Genomic DNA, 19,272 nt, shown 5'->3' with positions numbered 1-19,272 from the left:
GTGATTTTTTTTGATATTTTTTCCGTTTTCATTCATAATGAACCTATAACTAAAGGCGAGGTGTTTAATGATGAAACGATTTCTTTCAGGATTTTTAGTAGGAACAGTCGCAACGGTTGCTGCAGCTGCAAGTGTTGTTATGACGGTCAAGAAACAAGTGATTGATCCAATTGATGAACAACAAGCGGATCATGATGAAAAACGGAAACGTGCGATGCGTAAAAGCGTTGCCCGTTAATCATTTGCTACAAAAGAGCCGTCAGCCTTCAATAGGCTGGCGGCTCTTTTAGGTAATCATTCTTCCTTCTTCAGTAAGTCCTGCAAAATCACGGCTTGATTTTGTTCTTCATTTTTCGCTCCGTATAGTAAGGTAACGGTCTCTTGTTCAGCAACCAACGCGTTTAACTGTGCCAAGGCATCTTTAGCGGGCGCTTTCTCTAATTCTTGTAGATAGCGGTCTTTAAACGCATCAAAACGTTCAGGATCATGCCCAAACCATTTGCGCAATTCAGTACTTGGTGCGACTGCTTTGAGCCATAGATCGATCTGAGCTGTTTCCTTTTTCATCCCTCTAGGCCAGATGCGATCCACCAATACCCGATAGCCATCTATCGTTTCCGCCGCTTCATAAATTCTTTTTCGCTTGATCAACGCACACTCTCCTTATTGATAGACCTAAGTTCAAATAAAGGCAAAAGCCCACAATGTAAATTGAACAATGACTTACTTGAAACACTCCGTTTGGTGTTTCGTCACTCATTCAAATTTGCTTGTGTTCTTTTGCCTTGAGTTCTCTGTTTTATAAACTATTTTTCTTTTTCGTCTTGCCGCTCCAGCCTTCATATCCTTCTTTTAGGATATAGACATTGGTAAAGCCTTCTTTACGTAATTTATTCGCTGCGCGAATACTCAACGATTTACGCGTGTCATATAAGTAGATCGGTTGATCTTTACGAAATGCGCTGAAGGAATTCGTCAAAACAGTAAAAGGAATATTACGCGCCCCTAAAATATGTCCACTGTCAAACTCATTTTTTTCCCGAACATCGATCACTTGGGCTTTCTTCATTCCTGCTTTGAATTCATCTTCTGAGATGATCGTTGCTGAACGGCGTCCCATGATTTGAAAATACGCCCAGTTCAAAGCGATTGCTAAGATGATTAATCCCAAAACCAAGTTTAGCCACATAATTGGTGTCATTTCTTCTATTCCTCTCTATTGTAACAATCATTCTTTTTTTGATTTATGCTGCTTGAATGTATCATTGCCTAGCAGCTTGGCATCTAAGCTTTTGCTGCAAATTGCAAAGCTAATGATGCTGCCCCGATCACACCGGCATCATTCCCAAGTTCTGCCAATTTGATTTCGGTACTTTCCGTTACCTGTGGGAAGGTAAACTGAGCAAAGTAGGCAGCAACCCGTTCACGTAAAAATTCACCGGCTGCTGATACGCCTCCACCTAAAACGATACTTGATGGATTTAATGTGTTTCCTAAATTTCCGCATGCCAACCCAAGGTAGAAGCACACTTTATCAACGACCATCAAGCCAAATGGATCGTTTGCTTGAGCCGCTTCAAAAATATCTTTACTTGAAACATCTTCCCCATTGTCCAGCTGCTGTTTCAATGCCGAATCGCCAGCATATTCTTCTGCCAACTGTCGAGCAACTCGCACAACACCCGTCGCACTAGAAACCGTTTCTAAACAACCACGTTTGCCGCAAGTACATTCAAACCCTTCAGGATCAACAGTGATATGACCGATTTCTCCAGCACAACCAGCAACCCCATGAAGCAATTGCCCTTCCATGATGATACCGCCGCCAACACCTGTACCTAGTGTGATAAAGATGACATCAGGATTGTTATCCCCTGCCCCTTTCCAGCGCTCACCTAAAGCTGCTACATTGGCATCGTTATCGATGGCAAAGGGGATTTTTGTGCCTTTTTCAATCAGTTCTTTGACTGGCTGAAGTGTTTTCCAGTTCAGATTGTAGGCACCGATGACGGTTCCTTTGTCACGATCGACACTTCCTGGTGTCCCCATACCAATACCGATAAATGCTTCTGGCTGTAAGCCATATAATTCTAGGCGATGATTGATCGATGCCACGATTTCTGGCACAATATGTGAGCCTTCATCAAGAATATTGGTGTCAATACTCCATTTTTGCTGAATCTCGCCTTCGCTCGTTAAAATAGCGAATTTCACCGTTGTTCCGCCTAAATCAATTCCGATGATTTTTTTGTCCATCACTTGTTTTCCTCCCGGCTTTCTTCAATTCGATGCTCCCGCGTAAGAATTCGCCGGGCAGTCAGATATACATCCCGATCTATCAAGCGACTGTCATAAAAGTTTTTCAGCTCGATTTGCATCAGTTCTATATCGTAGATCCGCTTGCCGACATATACGTAAACACCAAATTGTTTCAGTAATTGTTGTACGTCATATAACGTTTCCATTTAACCACTTCCTGCTTATTATACAAGTAATTAATATTTTTTAAAACCATATATCACAAAAATAGCCAATAAGAAAACAAAGAGTACGCCAGAGAGGATTCTGGTGTGTATCGAATATTTTCCATAGTTCTTTGGCAATGCCAAAAGATTCCCTAACAATAACCCACCGAGGATCCCCCCAATGTGTCCCCACATATCGATCGTTTGATCAAACACCCCAAAAACCAGATTCAATCCAACGAATAGGGCAAATTGCCGTACCATTGCTTGGATGCGGTAATCATTTCTAAAATGCCAACCTAAAATCAAAAATGCCCCGAAAAGTCCGAATAAAGAAGTACTCGCGCCTGCTGATTGAACCCCTATTTGGTTGAAGGCAAAACTCATGGTATTGCCCATGATGCCGCTTAGCAAATACAAGGCAAAAAAACGGCTATGACCATAGATGGCTTCTACTTGCTGCCCCATATAATACAGAATCACAGAATTGATCGCAAAATGAGCCAAACCGAAATGTAGAAAGATCGGGGTAACGAAACGCCAATATTCATTTAAATAAACGACAAACGGACCAAACATCACCCCGCCTGATTGAATAGAGGGACTAAAATAACCTAAGATAAACACAATTGTTTGGATAGCTAAAAACAGATACGTGAAGACCGGCTGATTCAGCCATCTTTTCATTTGAGAATTCATTGACGTGCTCCTTTACGTGCGAATAAGAGAATCCGTATAGATTTTATCGATTGGGATGTCGAATACATCTGGTGTCCATTGATCGTTGAATTGCTCTCCGAAGACCAAAGAAACGGTCTTGCCATCGAAAGCTGACAAGAAACGATCATAATAGCCGCCGCCAAAGCCGATGCGATAGCCGTTTTTAGAAAACGCCAAACCGGGAACAATCAACAAATCCAAGTGATGGGCTTCTTGCTCACTGATCGGCTCTTCAACCCCAAATGCCGACGCTTCATAACGCGTTGTCGGCTCCACATGATAAAACTGCAATTTTTTCTGTTGTGCTTTCGGCACTGCGATTCGTTTGTTTTGTTCAAATCCTTTAGCAAAAATAGCCGCTGTGTCAAATTCAAATGGCAACGAACGGATCACACCTACTGACTCAGCTGTTTGCCAAATCTGAGAAGAAAACAGCAACTGCAAAATCACCGTTTCTTTCTGCTGCTTTTGTTTGATTGGCATTTGTTTTAATGTTTGGATCATGTGCTCTCTAATGACTGGTTTTTCCATTGGATCACTCCTCTCAGAAATAGTACCAAAAACTGTGTCCAAATAGCAAACTAGAATCGCAGATTTCTTGACAAGATCATGACTAGTTGCTCATCCTTCTTTACGTCGGATCAGCAAAAAAACAAAGTATGGTGCCCCTACGATAGAAATGATGATACCAGCTGGGATCTCGCCGCTTGTCAATAGCAAACGACCGATCGTATCACTGACTAAGACTAGCAGACTGCCGATCATTCCCGCTAAGAAAAAGGCACTGCGAGATTCTCTGCCGATGAGTCCCTTAGCGATATGAGGCGCCAATAAGCCCACAAAGGCTAAATTACCAGTATAGCCAACCGTACTGGCAGCCAAACCAACCGCGATCACTAAAAACCACGTCCGCAAACGGGTCAAAGAAACCCCTAAGCTAATTGCCTGCTCCTCGCCAAAGCCAAGTAAGTTAAGCCTTGGTACGGTCCAGAAAGCTGCGGCAGACAATACGATGACCCAAGGAAGCAGACTGGTGATTTGCTGCCAAGAAGTTCCCCAAATCGAACCAGAAAGCCACGCTGTTACAAAGCGATAGCGGTCTTTTGATAATTCCACCGTAAAGAGTAAGGTAGCCGCCGCCAGCCCTGCATTGACGGCGATTCCCGCCAGCAGTACTCGCTCCATCGATAACAATTGGCGGTGCTTATAGGCAATCAAATAGACCAGTACAGCAGCTAATAAACCACCGATAATCCCAACGACAGGCAAAAGCTGCGATCCTTGGGTATAAAAACCTAAGTAGATCATCACAAAGAGCCCTGCCCCATTGTTGATTCCTACGATACTTGCATCAGCCAACTCATTTCTCGTTACTCCTTGCAAGACAAACCCAGAAAAACCAAAGGCACCACCAGCGATCAGCGCTAGACAAGCCCGTGGTAGTCGAAACTCAGTAAAAGTCAGTACTTGACTCGAAGATGCCGTTCCTTGAAAGATTGCCCCTAATGCCTGAAAGGATAAAATTGTTTTTCCCACCATGACACTTCCTAAAAAAGCGACCATCAGCAGTAGGAAAAAAACAGAGAGTGTTTTTTTCATCAGCCTTCCCTCCGTATCTTGATCAATAGAAAAGGCACACCAATCAATGCCATTAGTATCCCAAAGGGTGTCTCAAAGGGCGGATTGATCAGGCGGCCAGCCAGATCAGCGGCCATCACCAGTGTTCCCCCTCCAAGGATCGTCAAAGGCAAAATCAGTTGATAGTTTTTGCCCACCATTCCCCGCACGACATGAGGAACCATTAAGCCGACAAAACTGACCGGTCCAACAAGCGAAACCGCCATTCCCGCCAAAACTACGACTAACAGTAAGGCAGATGCCCGAATCAGATGCGGGTGCTTGCCTAATGAAATGACGGTGTCATCTCCTAGCGCTAACAGATTCAACGCTTTTCCTAGACGTAGCACAAAAACGATGGCAATCAGATAGATGGGGCCCACAAAACGCAGTTGCTGCCAAGTCACATTTGCGGCACCACCGATAAACCAAAAGGCTAGCTCTTGATTTAAATCAAATTGCAGTGACAGGGTCTGACTGATGGCTGAGAAAAAAGAACTTAGTGCCACACCAGCCAAAATCAAACCTGTAGGTGACATACCCAATTTGGCATAGCGAGTCAATAAAAAAAGCAGCGCAGTTGCCGCAAAGGCACCAAAAAACGAAAATAGCGCCGCTTGACTCGGTTGAATACTAGGAAATAGGATAAATGCGATCGCTAATCCCATCGCAGCCCCACTGTTGACACCTAAAAGACCGCCATCTGCCAGAGCGTTTTTCGTAATTCCCTGCATGATAGCTCCCGTAACAGCAAAACAACTTCCTACTAGAAAAGCAGCCAACACACGGGGCAATCGGATATTGCGCAAGACTTGATGCAGCTGATTCTCATAATCAAAAGCAAAAATAGCATGCCAGATCGTTTCAAAGGAAAGGTCTGCAGCGCCTTGGGTGATCGCCAAAAAGAAACAGATAATAAAGCAGCCGCTAAAAAGCAGCAGCAACCAAGGAAACTTTTTCATGCTTGGGCTCCTAACTCATAGGTCAAGACCAATGGCTTTGTGCTATTAGGAAAGGTTCCTAACATGGCGTCGATCTCAAACAAACGCTGCAGCCACTCTTTGGTCAGCACTGTTTCTGGTGTACCAGAGACCAACAGTTCTCCACCTTTTAATGCATAAATATAATCAGAAAAACGTGAGGCATGATTCAGGTCATGAATCGACATAATGATCGTTTTTCCGTAGGTTTTATTGATTTGCTGTAATAAGAGCAAAATTTCTAATTGATGCGCTGGATCTAAAAAGGTCGTTGGTTCATCTAAAATCACGATATCCGTATCTTGCGCAAGTGCCATGGCGATCCAGACGCGCTGTTTTTGTCCCCCTGACAGCGTGCTGATCGTTTCATCTGCTAGTGCTGTCAAACCCGTTGCCTGCAAGGACCAGTCGATCGCCGCAAGATCTTGTTCCGATAAACTATTTAGTCCTTTTTGATAGGGAAAACGACCATAAGAAACAATTTCGCGAATCGTCAAGCCAATCGATGAATCGCTAACTTGTGAGAGCAGCGCAATCTTTTTCGCTACTTCTTTGGTTTTGATGTTTTGCAGGTTTTGTGCATCTAAAAGGACCTCACCAGACAATGGCTGTAAAATTCGGGCAAGTGCCTTTAAAAACGTCGATTTCCCACTGCCGTTCGGACCAATCAAGCCGATGATTTTCCCTTCTGGCATCTCAATTGTTAGATTTTGCACAATTTTTTGTTTTTGATAGCCGACACTCAAGTCAACTGTTCGTAATTTCGCCATATTCGTCCCCAAAATAAATGATTGATAATGCTTATCAATTATGAATGTAATCCTACTATTCGTCAATAGTTCTAAAAAAAGGAAATAAAAAAATAAGATTGACAAAGGAGCGTTTCTTCGTGATAATAGCTATCAGTAAATGAGAACTATTCTCAATTAAAACAATAAGTGCTCAACATGTAACAAAGGAGGAAGTGTTTCTATGAAACAATGGTCAAAAAGAAGTACTTGGCTTACCCTGCTAGCTGCCTGCTCCCTTACCCTACTGGGTGCTTGCAGCACGAATAATGACTCAACGGATAGCAGTGGATCAGCCACTACTTCTTCAGAAATAGCAACAACCTTTACCGATGCGATGGGAAATGAAGTCACTGTTCCCGAAAACCCACAGCGGGTGATTGGTAGTTATTTGGAAGATTATTTGGTCGCTTTAGGGGTAACACCGGTTGCTCAATGGACCGTCGGCAATGACAGTGATCAAGCATACTTGCAAGACAAACTGGCGGAGGTTCCAAGGATCAACTACGATCTGCCCTTTGAAGATGTCTTGAGCTTTGAGCCAGACCTGCTGCTGATGGATAGCAATTCCATGGTGGAAGGCGACAAATATGATCAATACAGTAAAATCGCGCCGACCTATGTGGTCACAAATGGCGAGGACGTGACTTGGCGGGAACGTCTGACAGATATCGCAAAGGTGTTACACAAAGAAGAGCAAGCTGCCCAAGTAGAAGCTGATTATTATGAATTAGTCGCTGCTACCAAGGAAACGTACGCTGATCAAATCCAAGGCAAGTCGATCGCTGTATTATGGGTGGTCAATAATTCTGTCTTCATGGTTTCAGAAACAAAATCAAGCGGTCAGCTGCTGTATCACGAACTCGGGTTTGAAGTTCCCGCACTGGTTTCGGAAATCAGTGAAAGTGCCACTGCTGATTGGTCTGCCGTTTCTCTGGAAAAATTAGCAGAATTGGATGCCGATTACCTGATTTTAGTGAATAGTGATAAAGGCGCTGATTTTTTCAGTGAACAAGTCTGGCAAAATCTTAATGCAGTCAAAAACAATCATTTATGGGAATTCGGCCCTGAATCAAGCTGGCTCTACAACGGTCCGATCGCCTACACCAAAATGATCGAAGATATCCAGAGCAAATTGGACTAATGCGTTTCAAGAAATTCGTCAAGTAAAACTACTTAACAAATTTCAGGAAAAAGCTAGCATTCCCTCACGAAACATGCTATTATATTTTAGTCTGAGAGATTTCTTAGAGGATTCTTGTATCGTTAGGGGGGAAAATCATGCGCGTAAACATCACATTAGAGTGCACTTCTTGTAAAGAACGCAACTACTTATCAAACAAAAACAAACGTAACAATCCTGATCGTTTGGAAAAGAAAAAATATTGCCCACGCGAAAGAAAAGTTACTTTACACCGCGAAACAAAATAATGCTATTTAAGAAGTTCGCAAACGCTGATAACCAAGGCGTTTGCGAACTTCTTTTTTTGTAAAAACTAGCTTTGAGGTGATGGTTTTGAATGGAACTCCCCTTCTATTAGCCCTTGTTCTTTCAAACTTAGATAGTAATTGCATCGTCTCCTTGATTACTCTTTGTTTTAGCTGCTTCTTGACTTCTCTTCTTTGGACTTTTAAGCCATTTCTTTGTAAAGTCACAAAAATAAATTTTAATGTATAATGTATAGAAAAAAGGAGAAATTAAATGTTTAACAAAGAAGAAAAAGAGTTTCGTTGCAACCATTGCAAAAAAGTGATCGACACAGGGGAAGTCGTTTGGACAAAATGGCCGTTTCCGCCGAAAGCTTCTGCTTACCAACTAAAACCCAGAAAAGAATTAGCACTGATAAACGCGCCGATCCTTTGCCTAAATTGCTCAGAAAAGCTTCTCCTGGAACACATCGAATAACTATTCTTTTCATCGTTTTATTGTCTCTCTTTGTCCATCATAAAAAAAAGCAGGCAGTAGCCAAATTCACTTAGTGAATGTATTGCTGCTTTTTTTGAATAAGCATCAGGAGAACGCATGAGCAGCAACAAAGATTTCAGGGGCGATTAAGCGGCAGCTTTATTTTCCGAAATTTTTTGCAGTATCTCTCCCGCGATTATGCGCGAGATGATTTTGGCAATAACCATAATATAAAGCCGCTCTCTCCCGTTGCCACCTTTTCTGTATACTTTGATCTCCGATCGACCCTTTCATGCTATACTGCCTATAGGAGGTGAACCCATGCTTGGCAATTTTACGTATCTACCTAGTAACTATCGTCTGTTTTATGGTGCTTTTCTTTTTGCTCTTATTGGAAATATGCTTTTCATTTTCATCAAACACCCTGCTTGGACCTTTAGCCTACCGACGGTGATTGTCCTCTTCTTAATAAATGTCTTCTTTTGGACCAAATACACGAAGAAACTTATTCCTTGCGCAACAGATGCACTGTTTTATGTTCTGCTCTTCCTCTTGGTATTTCACAATCACTAACATAATGCTTCTTTTGATACTGATTGTTTCTCTTTCCCCTATTTCGTCATAGCAAAGGAGTGTTGATGCGATGGAGATTTCCCATATCACGTTGATCGTACAGAATTTAGCAAAGACGACAACGATGCTGGAAACATTGTTTGATGCAGAGGAAGTTTATGATAGTCAGGACCAGGCCCATTCTTACTTCCCAGAAAAATTCTTTTTGATCGATGGCTTATGGCTTGCTGTTATGGAGGATGCCTCCCAGAAGCTGCCAAAAACGTATAACCATATTGCCTTTAAAATCGATCAAGCTCAAATCGATTCCTTGATTACGCGCATCCAAGGACTAGGATTGAAGATCGAAAAAGATCGTTCCCGCAGCAAAGGCGAAGGTGCTTCTATTTATTTTTATGACGATGACAACCATTTATTTGAATTGCATACTGGTACGTTGGCTGAACGGTTGCACCATTACCGTCTGACAAAAACGAGGTGATCTTCATTGCTAGCAACTGCATTGACTGTTATGTAAAGAACGCCCACATGAAAGGAAGAAAACAATGAAACTAGATATGGTCGGTATTATCACAAAAAACATGGAACAGGCACTGGCTTTTTATCAAGTACTTGGCTTCACGCCATTAGGTCAGCACTCAGAAGATTATATGGAATTAGCAAACGACGGGGTTCGCATCTCCTTGAATAGCCGCCAGATGGTTGCTGGGATCTACGGACATGCACCAATGACTGTGGGTGATACGATTGAATTAGCCTTTTTATGTGATTCTCCTGAAGAAGTTGATGCCCTTCATGCAAAAGTCGTTGCTGCCGGGTATCAGTCTTTCAAAGAACCTTGGTCTGCCTTTTGGGGGCAACGCTATGCCATTGTCAAAGACATAGACGGCAATCTCTTAAGTTTGTTTGCAACTCTACCTGCCGAAAATTGATTTAAGCTACGACAGTCGGTCCAATGGATCGGCTGTTTTTTTATCCGTTTTTCGGGTAAAAAGACAAAACCCCGTATGTATGTCCAATCGAATTCTGATAATCTGAAATGAATGTATTCCTTATAAACCAACGTTTCCCATCATTATAAAACAAAAATAACTTCTCTATAAAAAAACAAATCCCCCTCATCCGCTCCTGTTCACTTGACAAAAAAGAACAAACGTTCGTATAATCTCGGTAAGGAGTGATAAAAATGGGTGGTTTTAATTATGCGCTCGAGCCAAAACGCGATATCTTATTTATCGATGTCAAAAGTTTTTATGCTTCTGTCGAATGCATCTCTCGCGGGTTAGATCCTATCCAAGCGATGCTGGTCGTCATGTCACATTCTGACAATACTGGTAACGGCTTAGTCTTAGCAGCTTCCCCAAAGGCAAAATCGGTATTGGGGATTTCAAATGTGACTCGCAATGACAACCTGCCGACACATCCCGATTTGTACAAAGCATCGCCGCGTATGAGTTTTTATATCAAAGAAAATACCAAAGTCAATAATGTCTTTCGCAAATATGTTGGACAAGACGACTTGCTGCTCTATTCGATCGACGAAACGATGATGGATCTGACCCGTACATTGGATCTTTTCATTCCCGATAAAACGATCTCTCGCGAAGAAAAACGTTGGTTGATTGCCCAGCAAATTCAAAAAGACATTTACGAAACAACGAAATTGTATGTCACCATCGGCATTGGCGACAATCCATTGTTAGCAAAACTAGCTTTAGATAACGAATCCAAACACAATCGTTCCTTGATCGCTGAATGGACCTATGACGATGTACCGACAAAAGTTTGGCAGATCGCCCCTATGACAGAGTTCTGGGGGATCGGTCGGCGCACAGAAAAACGACTTCACTTGATGGGGATTGAAACGATCGAACAATTGGCTCACGCCAGTCCTGATCTTTTACGCAGTCGCATGGGGATCATTGGCGAGCAGCTCTATCATCACGCCCACGGCATTGATCGCACGATTTTATCTGAACCGACACCACAAGTGATGGAAAAAAGCTACGGCAATAGCCAAGTTCTACATCGCAATTATTATTTACAAGAAGAAATCGAGATCGTCATCAAGGAAATGGCGGAGCAAGTTGCCGCTCGAATTCGCCGCCATCATTGTCAGACCGCTTGTATCAATGTTTACATCGGCGTAGCCTTTGGTGAAACTGCTTCTGGTTTTTCCCGGCAAATGAAAATCCCGCCAACTGACAATACCCGTAAACTTGTCGCTCATTGCCTATTTCTCTTTCGAAAATTTTATACCGGGCAAGTCGTTCGCCACATCGGTATTACCTATTCAAAATTGGTTTATACAGAAAATGTCCAGCTGGATCTTTTTGAGCAAGCAGAAGCGCAGTTGCGCCAGCGTAAATTAGATTTGATCATCGATAAGATTCGTGAGAAATATGGCTTCACTTCGATCGTTCACGCCACAAGCCGAATGGAAGGCGCTCGCGCCATTGCTCGCAGCAAATTAGTCGGCGGACATGCCGGTGGTCTAGATGGGATCGCTAATATAGGACCCGTCCATCAGCAAAAGGAAAAAGAACCGTTTGCTGATGGTTCGAAAAATACTGGCACTTGATTCGTTTTTCTTTCCTTTTTGCTGACAAATCTTAAGATAACATTAACAAACGGTCCATTTTTTAAAGATTTATGTAATTTCGATTCGCCCACCTCCCCCTTTGTTCTTTTCTAAGGTACTTTAATAGCAAGGAGTGTGAGCAGATGAAAATTGACAAAATCGAATACAAACGAGTCATCAACGGTGCGGGACACCTTGAGTACGATTTGCTGCAATATTTAGAAAAGAATCGGGCGACTGCTGCACAAAACCTGAAACAGTCTGAGATCGATTACCTTTTAGAAAAAGATATTCAGCATCGTATCATCCAACATGCACGTAAGAGTTTCTTTGGCGATACGATCGTTTTAAAAGATGAATATGCCGAAGATTATCTTTTATTAAAAAAGTATACGGACATGTTCCAAGAATCATTCTAAAAAAAACGCAGAACCAACTGGTTCTGCGTTTCAGACTGTAGACAAACCTTATACAAACATGAGGTTTGTCTTTTTTCTATGTAATATTCTATGGATAATCGATAGATTAGGCAGTTTTCCTTTAGGAAAACGTCTCTTTTGCGCTCTGATCCTTTTTATTTTTGCCAGCTTTTTCATATTAAGACACGCAAAAGTAAGCCCAATTTTCATGTGCATTTTTTCAATTCCTATTTGATTGGTATAACGTAACCCATGAAATTCTTTTGCTGTCCCAAAAATTCGTTCAATGGTTTCTTTTCTCTTTTTATAAAGTTCTTTGAACCAACTTTGATGGCGTATCTCTTCACAGGTCTCTATAGCTTCAGCCCAAATGTGTCTAGTGATTACTTTGGTATGATTTTTTGAGTTGGTACACTTAGACAAGAAAGGACAATTTTTACAATCCTTTGGATTGCTTTTGTATTCGATATATCCTTTGCGATTGGTAGTGGCATAAGAGAGTATTTTATTATTGGGACAGATATAACAATTATAGTAATCGTCATAAACATATTCATGTTTCTTGAAATAGCCTTTTTTAGTCATAGGACGTTTGTATGGGAAAATTGGGGTCAATTTATGTTCGAGTAGTAAATGTGCAATTGCTGGTGTCTTATACCCAGCATCCATAATTAATTTTTCTAGGGGAAAAGCTCCTTTGAGCTTGTTAAATAAAGAAACAAACGTACGACTGTCATGAAAGTTCCCTGGGTGTGTAGTATAACCTAATATCCATCCATGTTTATCACACGCCACTTGTGAGCTATAGGCAAAAACTTCTTTGTGTTCACCTTTATGAAACCAACCACTTTCAGGATCAGTCGTACTTCTTTTTTTCAAGGAAGTTTTACTTTCTGCGTTTGTTTCTTTTAAGGGCTTTTTTAAATGTTTTTCTCGATTCTTGGTGATTTCTTTTGTCAGCTTATCTGTATAAAAAACAGCTTGTTCCATTACTTCGACAGATTCTTTTTTGTTACGATTCGCATGTGCTTTAATATGCGTACTATCAATAAATACTTCGGAAGTATCTACGATACCTTCAGCGATACATTGTTCTAGAATTTCATAAAAAATTTTTTCAAAGAGATCTGTTCCTTTGAACCGTCGCGTATAGTTTTTACCAAATGTTGAAAAATGAGGAACAGGATCTTCTAAACTCAAACCTAAAAACCAGCGATAAGCGATATTCACTTCTATTTCTTTTATTGTTTGTCTCATACTTTTAATACCAAATAGATATTGAATCATTGGTAATTTAATTAGAAGAATAGGATCCAAGCTAGGACGTCCTTGGATTTCATCGTATTTCTCTTTAACCAATTCATAAATAAAGGAGAAATCAATACATTGATCTATTTGCCGAAATAAATGGTCCTGTGGGACCAAGTCTTCAAGAGAAAAGAAACCGATTTGTGCGCGTTTACTCATATCTTGTTTTGAGAGCATCTGGATACACCTCCAATTGATACTCTTATTTTAACGGATAAAAAAAGACAAAGCACTAAAAACTAGTACTTTGTCTACAGTCTGAAACGCAGAACCAACTGGTTCTGCGTTTTTCTTATTCTTCGAAATGTTCTTTATAAACATCATCGACTGTCTGGTTCGGGTCGATCACGATATAAAGGCTCTTCGTTTTCTCACTGATTTTTGTTGATTGGTATACGTTATCCAATCCTTCCGTATCTTTGTCCTTATATGGGAAATACACAAGATCCGGTGTACCGTTACGGTAAAGAATTTCCATCCGTTCGATATCTTCATATTTCAACGCACGGGCAAACATCCCTAATTCAAGCCCACCTAAGTTGATGTCATGCGTTGCCACATGATCGCCTTCTTGGAAGATTTCAATTTTGAACCCAGCACATGGATGAATCTCAACAAATTCGCTTCCGTGGATGCGGCCAAAACTGGTCGTGATTTGTTTGATCCACAAGTCACCGATGTAACGGCGCTCAATCGTCCATGTTTCTCCATTACGGAAATAAAATTTTAAAGCTTTCATTTCTCTAGCCATGACAAAACGCTCCTTTTTATTAGTAATACACTTTAATTCTAACACATAGTCGCCATCGGGACACAAATTAACTTTGTTTTTCGTTGACTTTTTTCATGAACCGAGAGATTTCCACTGCTGCTCGTTGATGCGTCCCATTGGCAATGATCTGTTGTTTCTCGTCGATTACCTGATAATGAAATTGGAGCCCCTGTTCTTTTTCCCACTGCACAAGAACTGTGATTGTCGCTCCAACTGGTGAAGGCTTCAAATGATTGATCGAAAACTTTGTACCGACGGTAGTAAACCCTTTATCTAAAGTAGGCTCAAGGGCTTCCCAACAGGTGTTTTCCACCATTGCTACCAATCGTGGGGTTGCTAAAACGTCTAATCCCCCAGAACCCAAAACAGCCGCAGTGTCTTGCTGTCCCACGATAAATTCTTTTTTGCTTTCCATTTTTCAGTTATCCCTCCTTTGCTAAATACGCTTGGACAAACGCTAATAGTGCTTCTTTTTCATTAGGGATTTTTCGTGTGATGACTGCAGCTTCGGCAGCGGTCAAGACTTCTTTGAGCCACGGACCAGAAGAACGATCGATCGTTTGTAGTAAATCACGTCCATTGATCGCCAACTCCTTCAGTGAATGGATCGGCAGCTGCTGATAGCGCTGACTGATTTTTGCTGGATCGTTGGGCTGATTGTCATAACGCAATAATCCTTCGGCTAAACAGGTTGCTTCTAGCCCGAACTGATACAACACTAGGTCATTCCATTCGCCGTTTCGACGCGCGAGCAGTGCTTGATAAGCTGTGTGTACTTGGCGGATGCAGTCATTGGAACATTTCCAAGCTTTTAAAAAGCTGCGGACTGCCTCTGGCGCTAAACCCATTTGGTCAATGAGCAAAACCCAGGCCGCCGTTTCGTTTTCTAATGGGATCGCTGGCAGGTCTGCCATCCGCAGTAACGCCTCACCGTATCCCCGCAAGCCTGGGCAATAGATATAGCATTCGGTTTCTACTAGCGCCCGTAGTGCTTGGTTCCGATGATTGCCTAACAGCAATTTCACGAATTCAATCATGATCCGTTCAACAGAGATTTTTCCCAATAAGGCATGATTCGCATGGATAGCAGCCAATGTTTCTGTTTCTAAAACAAAGCCCAATTGACTGACAAAACGCAGCCCCCGCATCATTCGTAGGGCGTCCTCATGGAAACGTTCCTGGGGGTGACCCACTGCTCGTAAGATTTGATTATCGATATCTGCCAGACCATCGAAAAGATCAATGATGACACCATCTTCTTGAAGTGCCAACGCATTGATGGTAAAGTCCCGCCGTTTTAGATCTTCTTTCAGGGAACGGACAAAATCCACTTTGTCGGGTCTGCGGTAATCTTGATAGGCTGCTTCCGTTCGAAACGTAGTGATCTCATACTGCGCCTGCTCCCACAAAACCAACACCGTCCCATGCTCGATGCCAATGTCAATGGTTCGAGGAAAAAGCGCCTTGATTTCGGCTGGAAATGCACTGGTAGCAATATCGACATCATGGATCGGCTGGCCTAAAATCGTATCCCGCACGCTGCCGCCAACAAAGTATGCTTCATAGCCCGCGGCTTCGATTTTTTTTAGGAGTGGCGCAGCTTCTGCAAATTCTTTTGGTAGTTTAGTCAGCTTCATGTACTTTCCCATCTTTTCTTTCAAAACGATACGCATCCCGCTGATTGAATTTTGCCATATTTTCCTCAAACACTTCAGTCAGGTCGATGTCTAGTGAATTGGCCATGATCATCGTCACAAAGAGTACATCGCCCAGTTCTTCAGCCACGGTCTTTTCAACTTCATCGCTTTTTTTATTTTTTTCCCCGTAATAGTGATTCACTTCTCGCGCCAATTCGCCAACTTCTTCAGTCAAACGAGCCATTTGGGCGAGGGGGCTGAAATAGCCAGTTTTAAATTGTTGAATATAGGCGTCGACTTCTTCTTGCATCGATGCCAAGGAACGTTTATCTGTCATCTTCTTCACCCTTTCTCGTTTATCTTACCAAAAGAATGGCTGCCTGCCTAGATAGAGCCCCCCTCAGGATTTGTTGTACATTCAATGATTTCGTGCTACATTGATACTTGTGGAAGTTGAATAACGGAGGAAACAGGATGCGGGCATTTTTTTCATGGCGAACGATTCGCGACATTGTTTTGATTATTTTTGGTACAAGTATCTATGGCTTCGGTCTAGTCTATCTAAATATCCCAAATGACTTAGCAGAAGGCGGTGTGACGGGGATCACCTTGATCATGCGAGCCTTATGGGGAATCAATCCTGCCATCAGTACACTGATCTTAAATATTCCGATCATTTTGATCGGTGGCAAAATTCTTGGTCGACGCTCATTAGTGTATACGATTTTAGGAACTTTTGGTTTGTCTTTTTGGTTGGCATTTTGGCAGAATGTTCCCCTGTTGATCGATCTGCAGCACGATCTGCTGATCGTTGCGCTCTTGGCTGGTTTGATTGCAGGGATCGGTAGTGGGATCGTCTACAAAGTCGGGGGAACGACTGGTGGAGTCGATGTATTGGCACGTATTTTAGAGAAAAACTTTGGGGTGACAATCGGTCGTTCCCTTTTGATCTTTGATGTGTTCGTCCTGTTGCTTTCTTTGACTTATATAGATTTGAACCGCATGATGTATACCTTGATTTTTTCTTATGTCTTCACGCGCGTGATCGATTCGATCCTAGATGGCGGCTATTCAGCCAAAGGGATCTTAGTGATCAGCAATCACAGCGAAGAGATGGCTCCTGTTTTAATGGATGAATTAGAACGAGGCGTCACGTTTTTACAGGGCGAAGGGGCTTACTCAAGAGTGTCGAAACAAATCATTTATATGGTGGTCAGCGGGCGGGAGATTTCTGAAGTCAAGCGCATCGTTCATGACTTTGATCCGCAAGCGTTTGTTTCTGTCATTAATGTCCATGAAGTCGAAGGTGAAGGCTTTACCTACTTAAGACCTAAGTCGCGGTTCTTACAGCGCAAAACCGCTGTTTCTAAAACAAAATAGAGACTGAAAAAAGCAGCCCCGGTTAAAGGGCTGCTTTTTTGCGGCTCTATAATTTATGGGACTGATGAATCAGAATTAATTCTTCAGCCCCATTTTCATTTTAGGTATTAAAAAACATATCGTTCTCTAGTATGATTAAATCACCACAAAATAAACAACTGAGAGGACGATATGCTATATGAATGATTCTATCAAAAAAATGCTGAGAATAATAGAGAAAGATTTGATGATTACAGAGGTCTCTTACGAGACCCTTCAGAAGAAAAAGACGTTGGTCGTCGATGCTGTTCTCTCGCCTACTCCTCGTGCTTGTAGAAGTTGTGGTTCTACTGTGGTAGATGGAAACGGGAAAGCAATTATAGTGAAAAATGGGAAGAAGGAAACGATTGTCCGTTTTGAACAATACAATCATATGCCTTTGATTATGCGCCTAAAAAAGCAGCGCTATACCTGTAAAAACTGTCGCACCCATTGGACTGCTCAAAGTTATTTTGTCCAACCCAGACATTCAATCGCAAATCATGTTAGATATAAAATTGCTTCTTTACTGACTGAAAAAGTATCTTTATCTTTTATTGCGAAAAGCTGTCAGGTATCTTTGACCACCGTTATTCGTACATTGAAAGAGTTTAAAAGCTATTTACCAAAGCAATCTAAGAAGATTCTCCCAAGAGTATTGATGGTTGATGAATTTCGTTCGCATGCTTCCATAGAAGATAAAATGAGCTTTATTTGCGCAGATGGCGAAACAGGAAAACTAATAGATGTTTTGCCTACGCGTAAATTACCCCGATTAACAAGTTATTTCTTAGGTTGTACCAATCCGGAAGAAGTAGAATTCTTGGTGACAGACATGAACGCCGCCTACTTCCAGCTCACCAAACGTGTTCTGCCAAATGCGAAAGTAGTGATTGATCGGTTTCATATTGTCAAACACATGAATCAAGCGTTCAATGAGTTGCGTATCCGTGAAATGAATGAACTTCGTAAAGCCGGACAGAAAAGCCATGCAGAAAAACTGAAAAAGAACTGGCGCTTTTTGCTAAAAAATCGTGCAAACATCAACCATTATGAATACAAAACATGGAAAAGTTTCCGAGCACCAAAATACCCATTTCTTACTGAAGCAATGATGATTGATCGATTGCTTGAGTTTTCTCCGCCCCTAAAGGAGGCGTATCCCTTTTTTCATGAATTAGTTGAAGCCTTTCGAGACAAAGACCCTGACTTATTTTTCTCCTTATTGGCAGAACTTCCCGAAACGTTAGATGACAGCTTTCGGGAAAAGCTTCAAAACCTTCTTACCCATGAAGAAGGCATCACCAACGCAATGATCTATCCTTATTCCAATGGAAAAATAGAAGCGAAGAATACCCACATAAAGACAATGAAACGAGTATCCTACGGATTTAAATCATTCGAGAACATGAGAATTAGAATCTTTTTGATCAATCAATTAATCAATGTAAGATAACAAAAAATCTGAGCCAGAATGTGGTTCATTCTGACCCAGATTTGATTTTGCACAACTCATCAGTCCTTATTGACAAAGAGCCCTTTTTGCTTGTTAACGGCTTTCTTCTTTTTGCTGGAGCAAGTGTCTATTTACTTCATCCGAAAGTTCTAAGAAGGCATCACGATCCCCATTTTCCAAGGCTAGATCGATTTGCCGATACAAGGTATCGATTTTGGTTTTTGTTTCTTCTTTTTCAAGATACTGGGTAACATGTTGGGTCATTTCTTGATCCAAGTGGTCGTTCCAACGTTCATAAGGATTGTCTTCTAAAACTGCTAAATAAAAGGATTGCGACCAAGAATCTGGGAAGAGACATTCAAGATACAAGGGTTGTTTCCAATTCATGCGAATCTCATGAAAAATCTGATCAATGTCATAAAAGGTCTGCCCTTCGATGCTCAAGACAAACGGTTCGCCCCCAATTTCTGTACTGCGGACACTCAAGCCCCGTTTGGCTGCGGCTGCCCCTTCTACAAAATGAACATTGGTCAAGATCGCTTCATGGTTCGCCAGATAGTTTAACACCCAAGAGACTTCTCGGCGGCTGAAGGAAACGGTCGAAACTAACCAATTAAGAAACTTTTTCTTTTCTTGTACATTGATGTTCATT

The 19,272-nt window shown here is 41.8% G+C and carries 26 protein-coding genes; 11 read left to right on the top strand and 15 right to left on the bottom strand.

Going from position 1 to position 19,272, the window contains the following annotated elements; genetic code table 11:
* The first annotated feature begins 70 nt into the window (after positions 1-70).
* On the top strand, positions 71-238 hold the full coding sequence (locus P0G38_RS05760) for a DUF3042 family protein (RefSeq protein ID WP_017144401.1): 168 nt from the start codon (positions 71-73) through the stop codon (positions 236-238).
* A 56-nt stretch (positions 239-294) separates the two neighbouring features.
* Here the strand turns inward: P0G38_RS05760 and P0G38_RS05755 are convergent, their stop codons facing one another.
* The 9 genes from P0G38_RS05755 to P0G38_RS05715 all read right to left on the bottom strand — a co-directional run bounded on the left by P0G38_RS05755 (position 295) and on the right by P0G38_RS05715 (position 6,552).
* A complete protein-coding gene (locus P0G38_RS05755; RefSeq protein ID WP_275854378.1) occupies positions 295-651 on the bottom strand; it encodes a DUF488 domain-containing protein in 357 nt (118 codons plus the stop codon).
* A gap of 148 nt (positions 652-799) precedes the next feature.
* Positions 800-1,201 carry a rhodanese-like domain-containing protein gene (locus tag P0G38_RS05750; RefSeq protein WP_005229396.1) on the bottom strand — a complete coding sequence of 134 codons (402 nt, stop codon included), beginning with the start codon at positions 1,199-1,201 and terminating at the stop codon, positions 800-802.
* 83 nt (positions 1,202-1,284) lie between these two features.
* On the bottom strand, positions 1,285-2,256 hold the full coding sequence (locus P0G38_RS05745) for an ROK family glucokinase (protein ID WP_005229395.1): 972 nt from the start codon (positions 2,254-2,256) through the stop codon (positions 1,285-1,287).
* On the bottom strand, positions 2,256-2,465 hold the full coding sequence (locus P0G38_RS05740; protein ID WP_005229394.1) for a YqgQ family protein: 210 nt from the start codon (positions 2,463-2,465) through the stop codon (positions 2,256-2,258). Before P0G38_RS05740 ends, P0G38_RS05745 begins: the two co-directional genes overlap by 1 nt.
* A gap of 30 nt (positions 2,466-2,495) precedes the next feature.
* Positions 2,496-3,164, bottom strand: a complete 669-nt coding sequence (locus P0G38_RS05735; protein WP_005229393.1) for a rhomboid family intramembrane serine protease — start codon at positions 3,162-3,164, stop codon at positions 2,496-2,498.
* 12 nt (positions 3,165-3,176) lie between these two features.
* On the bottom strand, positions 3,177-3,716 hold the full coding sequence (locus P0G38_RS05730) for a 5-formyltetrahydrofolate cyclo-ligase (protein WP_005229392.1): 540 nt from the start codon (positions 3,714-3,716) through the stop codon (positions 3,177-3,179).
* Between the two features lie 90 nt (positions 3,717-3,806).
* Positions 3,807-4,784, bottom strand: coding sequence for a FecCD family ABC transporter permease (locus tag P0G38_RS05725; protein WP_087627760.1), 978 nt, complete (start codon positions 4,782-4,784; stop codon positions 3,807-3,809).
* Positions 4,784-5,764: a FecCD family ABC transporter permease gene (locus P0G38_RS05720; RefSeq protein ID WP_005229390.1), complete on the bottom strand. Its 981-nt coding sequence runs from the start codon at positions 5,762-5,764 to the stop codon at positions 4,784-4,786. The genes P0G38_RS05725 and P0G38_RS05720 overlap by 1 nt, the downstream gene beginning before the upstream one ends.
* On the bottom strand, positions 5,761-6,552 hold the full coding sequence (locus P0G38_RS05715; RefSeq protein WP_015510060.1) for an ABC transporter ATP-binding protein: 792 nt from the start codon (positions 6,550-6,552) through the stop codon (positions 5,761-5,763). Before P0G38_RS05715 ends, P0G38_RS05720 begins: the two co-directional genes overlap by 4 nt.
* Before the next feature lie 202 nt (positions 6,553-6,754).
* Here P0G38_RS05715 and P0G38_RS05710 point away from each other — a divergent pair, with 202 nt between their 5' ends.
* From P0G38_RS05710 to P0G38_RS05675, 8 genes are all read left to right on the top strand, one after another.
* The gene (locus P0G38_RS05710) at positions 6,755-7,714 is read left to right on the top strand and encodes an ABC transporter substrate-binding protein (RefSeq protein ID WP_275854369.1); all 960 of its coding nucleotides are present in this window, start codon (positions 6,755-6,757) and stop codon (positions 7,712-7,714) included.
* Positions 7,715-7,851: 137 nt separating this feature from the next.
* Entirely contained in the window at positions 7,852-8,001 is a 150-nt protein-coding gene (gene rpmG / locus P0G38_RS05705; RefSeq protein WP_005229384.1) for a 50S ribosomal protein L33, read from the top strand.
* A gap of 271 nt (positions 8,002-8,272) precedes the next feature.
* Complete coding sequence (locus tag P0G38_RS05700) at positions 8,273-8,476, top strand: hypothetical protein (protein ID WP_015510062.1); 204 nt, start codon at positions 8,273-8,275, stop codon at positions 8,474-8,476.
* A gap of 321 nt (positions 8,477-8,797) precedes the next feature.
* Entirely contained in the window at positions 8,798-9,049 is a 252-nt protein-coding gene (locus P0G38_RS05695) for a hypothetical protein (protein WP_087627764.1), read from the top strand.
* Positions 9,050-9,119: 70 nt separating this feature from the next.
* Positions 9,120-9,530 (top strand): FosX/FosE/FosI family fosfomycin resistance hydrolase, encoded by a 411-nt coding sequence (fosX, locus tag P0G38_RS05690; protein ID WP_005229379.1) that lies wholly within the window; start codon positions 9,120-9,122, stop codon positions 9,528-9,530.
* A 64-nt stretch (positions 9,531-9,594) separates the two neighbouring features.
* Positions 9,595-9,981 (top strand): VOC family protein, encoded by a 387-nt coding sequence (locus tag P0G38_RS05685; protein WP_086338038.1) that lies wholly within the window; start codon positions 9,595-9,597, stop codon positions 9,979-9,981.
* 254 nt (positions 9,982-10,235) lie between these two features.
* Positions 10,236-11,630: a Y-family DNA polymerase gene (locus P0G38_RS05680; protein ID WP_015510066.1), complete on the top strand. Its 1,395-nt coding sequence runs from the start codon at positions 10,236-10,238 to the stop codon at positions 11,628-11,630.
* 143 nt (positions 11,631-11,773) lie between these two features.
* Positions 11,774-12,049, top strand: a complete 276-nt coding sequence (locus P0G38_RS05675; RefSeq protein WP_005229370.1) for a hypothetical protein — start codon at positions 11,774-11,776, stop codon at positions 12,047-12,049.
* 48 nt (positions 12,050-12,097) lie between these two features.
* Here P0G38_RS05675 and P0G38_RS05670 read toward each other — a convergent pair whose 3' ends face one another.
* The 5 genes from P0G38_RS05670 to P0G38_RS05650 all read right to left on the bottom strand — a co-directional run bounded on the left by P0G38_RS05670 (position 12,098) and on the right by P0G38_RS05650 (position 16,103).
* Positions 12,098-13,534 (bottom strand): IS1182 family transposase, encoded by a 1,437-nt coding sequence (locus P0G38_RS05670; RefSeq protein WP_275854126.1) that lies wholly within the window; start codon positions 13,532-13,534, stop codon positions 12,098-12,100.
* 115 nt (positions 13,535-13,649) lie between these two features.
* On the bottom strand, positions 13,650-14,108 hold the full coding sequence (locus P0G38_RS05665) for a hypothetical protein (RefSeq protein ID WP_005229368.1): 459 nt from the start codon (positions 14,106-14,108) through the stop codon (positions 13,650-13,652).
* Positions 14,109-14,175: 67 nt separating this feature from the next.
* Complete coding sequence (locus P0G38_RS05660; RefSeq protein ID WP_074536674.1) at positions 14,176-14,544, bottom strand: thioesterase family protein; 369 nt, start codon at positions 14,542-14,544, stop codon at positions 14,176-14,178.
* Positions 14,545-14,551: 7 nt separating this feature from the next.
* Entirely contained in the window at positions 14,552-15,766 is a 1,215-nt protein-coding gene (locus tag P0G38_RS05655) for a CCA tRNA nucleotidyltransferase (protein WP_156236081.1), read from the bottom strand.
* On the bottom strand, positions 15,753-16,103 hold the full coding sequence (locus tag P0G38_RS05650) for a nucleotide pyrophosphohydrolase (RefSeq protein WP_008381054.1): 351 nt from the start codon (positions 16,101-16,103) through the stop codon (positions 15,753-15,755). The genes P0G38_RS05655 and P0G38_RS05650 overlap by 14 nt, the downstream gene beginning before the upstream one ends.
* A 137-nt stretch (positions 16,104-16,240) precedes the next feature.
* Here P0G38_RS05650 and P0G38_RS05645 point away from each other — a divergent pair, with 137 nt between their 5' ends.
* Together P0G38_RS05645 and P0G38_RS05640 are read left to right on the top strand one after the other, a co-directional pair.
* Positions 16,241-17,146 (top strand): YitT family protein, encoded by a 906-nt coding sequence (locus P0G38_RS05645; protein ID WP_275854356.1) that lies wholly within the window; start codon positions 16,241-16,243, stop codon positions 17,144-17,146.
* 178 nt (positions 17,147-17,324) lie between these two features.
* Complete coding sequence (locus P0G38_RS05640; protein WP_275851878.1) at positions 17,325-18,620, top strand: ISL3-like element ISEfa11 family transposase; 1,296 nt, start codon at positions 17,325-17,327, stop codon at positions 18,618-18,620.
* 93 nt (positions 18,621-18,713) lie between these two features.
* On the opposite strand, the gene P0G38_RS05635 is transcribed toward P0G38_RS05640, so the two are convergent.
* Positions 18,714-19,271 carry a YpiB family protein gene (locus P0G38_RS05635; RefSeq protein ID WP_005229358.1) on the bottom strand — a complete coding sequence of 186 codons (558 nt, stop codon included), beginning with the start codon at positions 19,269-19,271 and terminating at the stop codon, positions 18,714-18,716.
* Position 19,272 lies beyond the last annotated feature (1 nt).

It is taken from the genome of Enterococcus casseliflavus (assembly GCF_029215545.1).
GTDB lineage: Bacteria > Bacillota > Bacilli > Lactobacillales > Enterococcaceae > Enterococcus_D > Enterococcus_D casseliflavus.
This window is presented reverse-complemented; position numbering and strand designations above follow the sequence as displayed.

Bases quoted from the DNA above. Each gene is read 5' to 3' on its own strand.
- P0G38_RS05760 (WP_017144401.1), top strand. From the start codon at position 71: ATGAAACGATTTCTTTCAGGATTTTTAGTAGGAACAGTCGCAACGGTT.
- P0G38_RS05750 (WP_005229396.1), bottom strand. From the start codon at position 1,201: ATGACACCAATTATGTGGCTAAACTTGGTTTTGGGATTAATCATCTTA.
- P0G38_RS05745 (WP_005229395.1), bottom strand. From the start codon at position 2,256: ATGGACAAAAAAATCATCGGAATTGATTTAGGCGGAACAACGGTGAAA.
- P0G38_RS05740 (WP_005229394.1), bottom strand. From the start codon at position 2,465: ATGGAAACGTTATATGACGTACAACAATTACTGAAACAATTTGGTGTT.
- P0G38_RS05735 (WP_005229393.1), bottom strand. From the start codon at position 3,164: ATGAATTCTCAAATGAAAAGATGGCTGAATCAGCCGGTCTTCACGTAT.
- P0G38_RS05730 (WP_005229392.1), bottom strand. From the start codon at position 3,716: ATGGAAAAACCAGTCATTAGAGAGCACATGATCCAAACATTAAAACAA.
- P0G38_RS05725 (WP_087627760.1), bottom strand. From the start codon at position 4,784: ATGAAAAAAACACTCTCTGTTTTTTTCCTACTGCTGATGGTCGCTTTT.
- P0G38_RS05720 (WP_005229390.1), bottom strand. From the start codon at position 5,764: ATGAAAAAGTTTCCTTGGTTGCTGCTGCTTTTTAGCGGCTGCTTTATT.
- P0G38_RS05715 (WP_015510060.1), bottom strand. From the start codon at position 6,552: ATGGCGAAATTACGAACAGTTGACTTGAGTGTCGGCTATCAAAAACAA.
- P0G38_RS05710 (WP_275854369.1), top strand. From the start codon at position 6,755: ATGAAACAATGGTCAAAAAGAAGTACTTGGCTTACCCTGCTAGCTGCC.
- rpmG (WP_005229384.1), top strand. From the start codon at position 7,852: ATGCGCGTAAACATCACATTAGAGTGCACTTCTTGTAAAGAACGCAAC.
- P0G38_RS05700 (WP_015510062.1), top strand. From the start codon at position 8,273: ATGTTTAACAAAGAAGAAAAAGAGTTTCGTTGCAACCATTGCAAAAAA.
- P0G38_RS05695 (WP_087627764.1), top strand. From the start codon at position 8,798: ATGCTTGGCAATTTTACGTATCTACCTAGTAACTATCGTCTGTTTTAT.
- fosX (WP_005229379.1), top strand. From the start codon at position 9,120: ATGGAGATTTCCCATATCACGTTGATCGTACAGAATTTAGCAAAGACG.
- P0G38_RS05685 (WP_086338038.1), top strand. From the start codon at position 9,595: ATGAAACTAGATATGGTCGGTATTATCACAAAAAACATGGAACAGGCA.
- P0G38_RS05680 (WP_015510066.1), top strand. From the start codon at position 10,236: ATGGGTGGTTTTAATTATGCGCTCGAGCCAAAACGCGATATCTTATTT.
- P0G38_RS05675 (WP_005229370.1), top strand. From the start codon at position 11,774: ATGAAAATTGACAAAATCGAATACAAACGAGTCATCAACGGTGCGGGA.
- P0G38_RS05670 (WP_275854126.1), bottom strand. From the start codon at position 13,534: ATGCTCTCAAAACAAGATATGAGTAAACGCGCACAAATCGGTTTCTTT.
- P0G38_RS05665 (WP_005229368.1), bottom strand. From the start codon at position 14,108: ATGGCTAGAGAAATGAAAGCTTTAAAATTTTATTTCCGTAATGGAGAA.
- P0G38_RS05660 (WP_074536674.1), bottom strand. From the start codon at position 14,544: ATGGAAAGCAAAAAAGAATTTATCGTGGGACAGCAAGACACTGCGGCT.
- P0G38_RS05655 (WP_156236081.1), bottom strand. From the start codon at position 15,766: ATGAAGCTGACTAAACTACCAAAAGAATTTGCAGAAGCTGCGCCACTC.
- P0G38_RS05650 (WP_008381054.1), bottom strand. From the start codon at position 16,103: ATGACAGATAAACGTTCCTTGGCATCGATGCAAGAAGAAGTCGACGCC.
- P0G38_RS05645 (WP_275854356.1), top strand. From the start codon at position 16,241: ATGCGGGCATTTTTTTCATGGCGAACGATTCGCGACATTGTTTTGATT.
- P0G38_RS05640 (WP_275851878.1), top strand. From the start codon at position 17,325: ATGAATGATTCTATCAAAAAAATGCTGAGAATAATAGAGAAAGATTTG.
- P0G38_RS05635 (WP_005229358.1), bottom strand. From the start codon at position 19,271: ATGAACATCAATGTACAAGAAAAGAAAAAGTTTCTTAATTGGTTAGTT.